6 protein-coding genes and 2 pseudogenes are annotated in these 6,167 nt (G+C 63.9%); 4 read left to right on the forward strand and 4 right to left on the reverse strand.

Features of this window, described 5'->3' with window-relative positions:
* Positions 1-18: 18 nt before the first annotated feature.
* Positions 19-757: pseudogene (locus UW3_RS0110755) on the reverse strand (peptidase C39 family protein).
* A 161-nt stretch (positions 758-918) separates the two neighbouring features.
* Between UW3_RS0110755 and UW3_RS28980 the strand changes: the two are divergent.
* Positions 919-1,095 (forward strand): hypothetical protein, encoded by a 177-nt coding sequence (locus tag UW3_RS28980; RefSeq protein ID WP_010222439.1) that lies wholly within the window; start codon positions 919-921, stop codon positions 1,093-1,095.
* 127 nt (positions 1,096-1,222) lie between these two features.
* On the opposite strand, the gene UW3_RS0110765 is transcribed toward UW3_RS28980, so the two are convergent.
* Together UW3_RS0110765 and UW3_RS0110770 are read right to left on the reverse strand one after the other, a co-directional pair.
* Positions 1,223-1,972, reverse strand: a complete 750-nt coding sequence (locus UW3_RS0110765; RefSeq protein WP_010222440.1) for a TerC family protein — start codon at positions 1,970-1,972, stop codon at positions 1,223-1,225.
* A gap of 32 nt (positions 1,973-2,004) precedes the next feature.
* Positions 2,005-2,247, reverse strand: coding sequence for a hypothetical protein (locus UW3_RS0110770; RefSeq protein WP_010222442.1), 243 nt, complete (start codon positions 2,245-2,247; stop codon positions 2,005-2,007).
* Positions 2,248-2,382: 135 nt separating this feature from the next.
* Between UW3_RS0110770 and nhaR the strand changes: the two genes are divergently transcribed.
* Complete coding sequence (gene nhaR, locus UW3_RS0110775; RefSeq protein WP_010222444.1) at positions 2,383-3,279, forward strand: transcriptional activator NhaR; 897 nt, start codon at positions 2,383-2,385, stop codon at positions 3,277-3,279.
* On the opposite strand, the gene UW3_RS0110780 is transcribed toward nhaR, so the two are convergent.
* The gene (locus tag UW3_RS0110780) at positions 3,269-4,423 is read right to left on the reverse strand and encodes an MFS transporter (protein ID WP_010222445.1); all 1,155 of its coding nucleotides are present in this window, start codon (positions 4,421-4,423) and stop codon (positions 3,269-3,271) included. The genes nhaR and UW3_RS0110780 overlap by 11 nt on opposite strands.
* Positions 4,424-4,636: 213 nt before the next feature.
* Between UW3_RS0110780 and sstT the strand changes: the two genes are divergently transcribed.
* Together sstT and UW3_RS29425 are read left to right on the forward strand one after the other, a co-directional pair.
* Positions 4,637-5,848 (forward strand): serine/threonine transporter SstT, encoded by a 1,212-nt coding sequence (gene sstT / locus UW3_RS0110785; protein WP_010222446.1) that lies wholly within the window; start codon positions 4,637-4,639, stop codon positions 5,846-5,848.
* Between the two features lie 153 nt (positions 5,849-6,001).
* A pseudogene (locus UW3_RS29425) lies at positions 6,002-6,167 on the forward strand (DUF480 domain-containing protein); the annotation flags it as partial.

Consider the following 6,167-nt stretch of genomic DNA (forward strand, 5'->3'; position numbering starts at 1 on the left):
CCGGCCCGGCCTGCGCCGTCATTGCCCCAGGGCGCTGACGGCCTGCCGGGCCGCTTGTTCCTGGCCCGCCTGGGCCAGGTCATTGGCCGCTTTCAGCCAGCGCTGACGGTCAACCTGGGCCGGCAACTGGCCCGGCTGCTGGAGCAGCACCGCCCAACTCCCCTGCTTTTGCCAGGCTGACTCGAAATCGTCGAATTCCATCAGCAGGCGCCGGTTCGTCCCCGCCCGCAACAACACCCGCTGCTTGTAGCGGTCGTAGCCGACCAGCAAGGCATAGCGCGGCTCGCTCCAGAACGCCGAACCCTCCTGAAAACGCAGCAACACCGGATTGCCCGCCGCCACTTGCGCCAGCAAGGCGTCCAGGCGTGGGTCGAGCGGATAGACGACCATGCCGTACTCGCGGCCAACCCGCTGGATCGAGCCTTCAAGCTTGTCGATGTTGTGCGGCAGGCCCAACGGTTTGTCGAGCAGCCCCGGGGTGATACGCACGCCCTGTTGCGACAGCAATGCCGCCAAGGCCATCGACGCACTCTGGTTGGCTTCGCCACGGTAGAACGGTACCGAGCCGATCTCGACCCGTTGCGGCAGGCTTTTAAGCTGGGACGGCGGCTGGCTGGCGCAACCGGCCAGGGCCAGGCTCACCGCGCAGGCGGCCAGCAGGCGCCGTGGGGTGAAGCCGATTAGGGAAGTCAGTGGAGGCATGAACACTCGCTCGATGACGGCCGGCAGCCACTGCCCGGCCCTGAGCGCTGATCATAGGCTGGCCAGCGCCCGGGGTATAGCCCGACACAGGCTTAGAACAAAGCGGCCCAAGCGGCTAGACCATCGGTCAATAGCCTGCAACATGCAAAGGGCTAGACTGAACAGGTGTCCGCGTGGCGAGCCTTGTTGCCTTGGCGCGGACGTGAGGAGGCAGACATGAGCCTGACAATGGCAATCCTGATGCTGGTCGGCGCCTGGTTGAGCGTCGCTGCCGCCATGCTCTGGGGAGTGTTGCGCATCGCCCGGCGTCACCATCCGCACCATCGTATTCAGCCTGAAGGCAAAGACGCGGTGCCGGTGCGGCGTAGTCGCCGGCATGCCGGGGCGCATTAGATTCATAGCTGGCATAAAGCACTGTGGGAGCTGGCTTGCCAGCGATGCGGACACCGCGCAGTCACAAGCACCGCGCTGATCCCATCGCCGGCAAGGCCGGCTCCCACAGTTTCTACTTCAGCAATTATTAAGCTTCAGTAGCCTCGCGCTTCAAGCGCGCCCGGCGCGACATGATGTTCAGCACTTCGATCGCCGTCGAGAAGGCCATCGCCGCATACACATAACCCTTAGGCACGTGAGCACCGAAACCTTCGGCGATCAGGGTCATGCCGATCATGATCAAGAAGCCCAGGGCCAGCATCACCACGGTCGGGTTGTCGTTGATGAACTTGGCCAGCGGGTCGGCGGCCACCAGCATCACGATCACGGCACTGATCACGGCGATGATCATGATCGGCAGGTGCTCGGTCATGCCCACGGCGGTGATGATGCTGTCGATCGAGAAGACGATGTCCAGCACCAGGATCTGACCGATCGCCGCGGCAAAGCCCAGGGTGATGGTCGAAGACGCCTTGGCTTCAGCCTGGGCACGCGGGTCGACGCTCTCGTGGATTTCCTTGGTCGCTTTCCACAGCAGGAACAGGCCACCGGCGACGAGGATCATGTCCTTCCAGGAGAAGGTATGGCCGAACACATCGACCACCGGCTCGGTGAGCTGGACAATCCAGGCCACGGTGCTGAGCAGGCCCAGGCGCATCACCAGCGCCATGCTGATACCAATGCGCCGCGCCTTGGAGCGGTAGGCCTCAGGCAACTTGTTGGTCAGGATCGAGATGAAGATCAGGTTGTCGATACCGAGGACGATCTCCATGGCCACCAGGGTGGCCAGGGCGACCCAGGCAGTCGGGCTTGCAGCGAGTTCCAACAAGTATTCCATGAATCAAATCCTGCATCGGGGTAAGGGGTGGGTCAGATGTCCTGGGCGCTGGCGTCGCGCTCGGGTTTGCCGGCCTTGTCGCTGCCTTCGGAGCCGGTGGCTTCGCTCAGGGCCTGCTGGGCGGCTTCGTTGGTTTTGTCGATGGCCTCCTTGGCCGACTCCGCCGCCTGGTTGAGCATCTGCTGGGCGGACTTTTCCGCCTGCTCGCAACCGCTCATGGCCAGCAGGGCCAGCAGCAACACCAGGGGTGTACCGATGGATTTGACGTGCAGCATCTGTGGATCTCCGTGCAATTGATCGGTGCTCATTCAGGGGCACCGTGATGGCAAGGGATTCTAAAGAGACGAATACATCAGGAAAATTCGTATTTTCAGCGGTTATACTTCGGTTTTTACGAATCGGGAATCGGCATGCTCAATTACCGCCAACTGCATTACTTCTGGGTGGTGGCCAAGACCGGCAGCATCGTGCGCGCCTGCGAGCAACTGAACCTGACCCCGCAAACCATCAGCGGGCAGATCACCCTGCTTGAACAAACCTATGGCATCGAGTTGTTTCGCCGGGTCGGGCGCCAGCTGGAACTGACCGAGAGCGGCCGGCAAACCCTGGCCTACGCCGAACAGATGTTCCAGATTGGCGGTGAGCTGGAGGCGATGCTGCGGGCCCGGCCGGATGAACAGCAGATCCTGTTCCGGGTTGGCGTGGCCGATGTGGTGCCCAAGTCCATCGTCTATCGCCTGCTGGCGCCGACCATGGACATGGAGGACGCCCTGCGCCTGAGCTGCCGTGAAGACAAACTCGAGCGCTTGCTGGCGGACCTGGCGATCCAGCGCCTGGACCTGGTGATTTCCGACAGCCCGATGCCCAGCCACCTGGACATCAAGGGCTACAGCCAGAAGCTCGGTGAATGCGGGATCAGTTTTTTTGCCACGCCCGCACTGGCCGAACAGTACGGGCGTACCTTCCCGGCCTGCCTGCAACATGCGCCGCTGCTGATCCCCGGCCAGGAAACCGTGGTGCGCAGCCGCCTGCTGCGCTGGTTCGCCGAACAGCAACTGCAGCCGCGGATCGTCGGCGAGTTCGACGACAGCGCCTTGATGCAGGCTTTCGGCCAATCCGGCAGCGGCATTTTCATCGCCCCCAGCGTGATTGCCGACGAGGTGTGCAAGCAGTACGGCGTCGAACTGATCGGCCAGACCGACGCGGTCAACGAATCCTTCTATGCCATCTCGGTGGAGCGCAAGGTCAAGCACCCGGGCATCGTCGCCATCACCGAAGGCGCCCGGCGCCAGTTGTTCAATTGGTAGCCGGCTGCAGGCGCGGGCTCATCAGCCCCAGCGCCAGCAGCACCGACAAACCAATAAGGATGGCGGCGGCATAACCGAGGTTGGCCAGGCCCAGGGTGTCGATCACCCGCCCGCCAATCACCGCGCCCAGGCCGATGCCCAGGTTGGCTCCGGCGATGTTCAGCGATGCGGCAAAGGCCGGGGCCTGGGGCGCGGCCTTGATCAACCGCACATGGCTGACCAGGAACAGCGCCGCCTGGGTCATGCCCCAGATCCCCAGCGCCAGGCCCAACCCGTACACCGTATGGATCGCCGGGACCACGGCAATCATGCCGACCATCATCAGGGCACAGAAAGCAGCCGAGGCCTTCAACGGATGCCGATCGACCGCGCGACCACCCAGGCTGTTGCCGATCAAGCCGACCGCACCAAAGCCCATCAGGCACCAGCCGACCAGCGCGCCGTCAAAGCCGGCCAGGCGCTCGAGCATGTCGGCCAGGTAGGTGTAGGCGGTGAACATGCCGCTGAACACCAGCACCGAGAGCAGCACATGGCCTTGCAGCAGGCGGCTGCGCAGGATGCCGAACTGGCCAAGCAGTGAAGTGGCCTGGTTGTGCCGGGGCGTGCGCGGCAGGTAGACGTACAGCAGCAAGGCCTTGGCCAGGGCCAGCAGCGCCAGCACCGCAAAGGCCGCGCGCCACCCCAGGGCATCGCCGATCAGGGTGCCGACCGGAATGCCGAACACCGTGGCGCAGACCACGCCAAAGCTGATCTTGGAGATGGCCCGGCCGGCATAGGCCGGGCCGACGATATCCACCGCCGTCTCACTGGCCAGGGCCCAGAACACCGGCAAACCCAGTGCCGGGATCAGGCGCGCCACGCCCATCACATAGAGGTTGCCAGCGATGGCTGCCAGGGCGTTGGACGCCGCGAACACCAGCAAAATGCCAACAAACAGCCGCTTGCGCTCGAATCGCGCCGCCCAGGCGGTGAGGAACGGGCCAAAGCAGGCCACGGTGAAGGCGAACAGGGTCACCAGCAGGCCCGCCTGAGACACGCTGACCTCAAGGTCGCGGGCAATGCCCGGCAGCAGGCCGACGATGACAAACTCGGTGGTCAACACAGTGAAGCCGGCCGCAGCCAGCAACAGGATGGGCAATAACATCTACACTCCGCAGCTGAACAAAAACGGCCAAGGCCGTTTGTAAAGGGCGCGCATACTACACGCCCGTCCTACCGTCTGACACAGCGCAAATACCAAATGTGCCCTGCTGTGCTAAAGTCGCGCCCTTTTTCTCGGCCCTGCCCTGCCAGGTGCCCCATGCTCCAGCGCCGTGGTTCGCCCGCCGCCCCTGAACAAAACAGAGAAACACCTGCCATGACCCCTGTTCTAAACCTGTTGAACCGCACCAGCCTGGTGGTCCAGATCATGATCGGCCTCGTCGCCGGCATTGCCCTGGCCATGTTCGCCCCCGCCACCGCAGCAAGCCTCGGTTTTGTCGGCAAGGTCTTCGTCTCCGCCCTCAAGGCGGTGGCGCCGGTCCTGGTGTTCATCCTGGTCATGGCCTCGATCGCCAACCATCGTCACGGCACTGAAACCCATATTCGCCCGATCCTGGTGTTGTACCTGTTCGGCACCTTCGCCGCTGCCGTGGTCGCGGTAATTGCCAGCATGGCCTTCCCCTCAAGCCTCGCGCTGAACACCTCGGACGTCGCCCTGAGCGCACCCGGCGGTATCGCCGAAGTGCTGCAAAGCCTGCTGCTGAGCGTGGTCGATAACCCGGTGAGCGCGCTGATGAACGCCAACTTCATCGGCATCCTGGCCTGGGCCATCGGCCTCGGCGTGGCCATTCGGCATGCCGGGGAAACCACGCGGACGGTGGTCGCCGACCTGTCCAACGGGGTGACCTTGATCGTGCGCGTGGTGATTCGTTTCGCGCCGCTGGGGATTTTCGGCCTGGTCGCCTCGACCCTGGCACAATCCGGGCTCGACGCCCTGCTTGGTTACCTGCACCTGCTGGCGGTGCTGATCGGCTGCATGCTGTTCGTGGCGCTGGTGATCAACCCGATCATCGTGTTCTGGAAGATCCGCCGCAACCCTTTCCCGCTGGTGCTGCTGTGCCTGCGTGAAAGCGGCATCACGGCCTTCTTTACCCGCAGCTCGGCAGCCAACATTCCGGTGAACATGGCCCTGAGCGAAAAACTCGGCCTGCACGAAGACACCTACTCGGTGTCCATCCCGCTGGGCGCGACCATCAACATGGCCGGTGCGGCAATCACCATCACCGTGCTGACCCTGGCCGCCGTGCACACCCTGGGCATTGCCGTCGACATCCCGACCGCGATCCTGCTCAGCGTCGTCGCCGCCGTCTGCGCCTGTGGCGCTTCGGGTGTGGCCGGTGGTTCGCTGCTGCTGATCCCGCTGGCCTGCAGCCTGTTCGGTATCCCTAGCGAGATCGCCATGCAGGTGGTGGCCGTCGGCTTCATCATCGGTGTGCTGCAGGACTCGGCGGAAACCGCGCTGAACTCCTCCACCGACGTCTTGTTTACCGCCGCGGCCTGCCTGGCCGAGGAACGCCAGGCCGCCTGAGCCTGAACAGCAGCCGGTGCGTCCTGCACCGGCTGCTTGTGTTTTACCCTGTTGCGCACCTAGGCTAGAGGCCTTTCTTCGCATAGAGACAGGGCCATGTCCGCCGAACACCAAACCTCTTCCGACGCGCGTTTCAGCAGCAGCGAAATCCGCGTGCTCGGTTCGCTGATCGAAAAACAGGCCACCAGCCCGGAAACCTACCCGCTGACCCTCAACGCCCTGGTCCTGGCCTGCAACCAGAAGACCAGCCGGGAGCCGGTGATGAACCTCAGCCAGGGCCAGGTCGGCCAGGCCCTGCGCGCACTGGAAGGGCAGGGGC

It is taken from the genome of Pseudomonas donghuensis (genome assembly GCF_000259195.1).
Lineage (GTDB): Bacteria > Pseudomonadota > Gammaproteobacteria > Pseudomonadales > Pseudomonadaceae > Aquipseudomonas > Aquipseudomonas donghuensis.

Bases quoted from the DNA above. Each gene is read 5' to 3' on its own strand.
- UW3_RS28980 (WP_010222439.1), top strand. From the start codon at position 919: ATGAGCCTGACAATGGCAATCCTGATGCTGGTCGGCGCCTGGTTGAGC.
- UW3_RS0110765 (WP_010222440.1), bottom strand. From the start codon at position 1,972: ATGGAATACTTGTTGGAACTCGCTGCAAGCCCGACTGCCTGGGTCGCC.
- UW3_RS0110770 (WP_010222442.1), bottom strand. From the start codon at position 2,247: ATGCTGCACGTCAAATCCATCGGTACACCCCTGGTGTTGCTGCTGGCC.
- nhaR (WP_010222444.1), top strand. From the start codon at position 2,383: ATGCTCAATTACCGCCAACTGCATTACTTCTGGGTGGTGGCCAAGACC.
- UW3_RS0110780 (WP_010222445.1), bottom strand. From the start codon at position 4,423: ATGTTATTGCCCATCCTGTTGCTGGCTGCGGCCGGCTTCACTGTGTTG.
- sstT (WP_010222446.1), top strand. From the start codon at position 4,637: ATGACCCCTGTTCTAAACCTGTTGAACCGCACCAGCCTGGTGGTCCAG.